The sequence below is a fragment of the Streptomyces calidiresistens genome (genome assembly GCF_014141525.1).
Lineage (GTDB): Bacteria > Actinomycetota > Actinomycetes > Streptomycetales > Streptomycetaceae > Streptomyces > Streptomyces calidiresistens.
Genome location: NZ_VKHS01001055.1, coordinates 1 through 1540, shown reverse-complemented (window position 1 = coordinate 1540; position 1540 = coordinate 1). Strand labels below are relative to the sequence as shown.

The 1540-nt window shown below is 76.9% G+C and carries 1 protein-coding gene; it reads right to left on the bottom strand.

Annotated elements, in window-relative coordinates:
* Positions 1-308: 308 nt before the first annotated feature.
* On the bottom strand, positions 309-1540 hold a 1232-nt coding region (locus FOE67_RS25380), incomplete at its 5' end, for an FUSC family protein (protein ID WP_228474282.1).

Below are 1540 nucleotides of genomic sequence, written 5' to 3'. Positions count from 1 at the left end.
GATGTCGGGGGCGTCACCGACGGCGGGCTCGTGCGGACGGGGGGACTCTTCGCTCCGGTTCACCGTTCCTCCGGATCGTGGCTGGGCTGCGACGGGGGTGGTGCGCGGCCCTGCCCGCCCGCGTCCGTGCCCGGCGCGGTCGCCGGTCCCTTCCGTTCGTCGGGGCCCCGGCGGTGCCGGGAGCCCCGGGGCTCCCGGGAGGGGTGGTGCGGGTGAAGCGGGCCGTTCCCATCGGGTAACCCGTACGGAACATCCCATGCCTCCGATGACCCGACTCGTGCGGTTTTCACCGGACCGGCGTCGGTCGTTCACCCCTCCCGGTCCTCCGGGGTGTCGGCCCGGCCCGCGGAACGCTCCAGCGCGCGGACGGCCTCGGCCTGGTTCAGGCCGGTCGAGCGCAGGATGTCGATCGCCGCCGACCGGATCTGTCCGATCAGCACGCCGGAGGTCAGGGGGCGGCCCTCCGAGGGGATCTCCGAGGCCAGGCGCGCGGCCCGCAGCGCGGCGTCCCGCGCCTCCCGGCGGCCGTTGCCGCCCTGTGCCCACCGCCGCAGTTCGCCCAGGGCCACGGCCAGGTCCTCCAGCGCGGTCACCAGACGGGCGTCCACCGGCTGGCCGTGACGCACGGCGTTGGCCGCGGCCCGGGCCAGGGTGCGCACGGTCCCCGCCGTCAGTTCCATGCGCGAGCGCAGCAAGGGCATCGGCCCCCGGGGGTGCAGGGATCGCCTGCGGTGTCCCAGCCGGGCGCTCTCCCGGGCGGCCTCCAGGGCCCGGTCCAGCTCCACCACCCGCTCGTCGGTGCGGCCGGCCTCGGTCAGCATCCGTTCCGCGTGCTCGAGATCCACCCGTTCCAGGGCCTCGCCGATGCCGCGCACCACCTCGATGAGGTGGTCCAGGATGCCCACCCCCGCACGTTCCACCGCCCGGCCGGGGTGGGGGCCCAGGACCGAGGCCAGCAGCACGGCGACGCCGCCACCGATGAGGGCGTCGGCCAGCCGGATCAGGGGATTGGCGTCCCCCTCCGGGGCCAGGGCGATCACCAGCACCGCGGCCACCGCCGACTGGTTGACCAGAACGCTCCCGGTGCCCAGCACCACGGCGGCGGCCATGGCCAGCACGACGGCCACCCCCAGTTGCACCGGCCCGGCGCCGATGAGGTCGACCAACAGGTCGGCGGCGGTCAGTCCCAACGCCACCCCCACGGCGATCTCGACCGCCCGGCGGGCCCGCTGCCCGGCGGCGATGCCCACGCAGACCACGGCGGCGATGGGCGCGAAGAACGCCTCCTCCGGACCGAAGAACGCGGAGGCGATCGCGAAGGCCAGGCCCGCCGCCAGGCCCGCCAGCAGCACCCCCGGCAGGTATCGGCGCAGGCGGGCGACGGCGAGCCCGGCCCGGCGCCGCGGGGACACCCGGACCGCCATGCGTCGAAGGGGGGCGAGGAGGGGGGAGCGGGCGAGGGTGCGCGGGCTCCCCACTCGGCGCGCGGCCACCCGGCTCACCTCCCGGCGACCGGCCGGGGGCCGGTCGGGAGGGGACG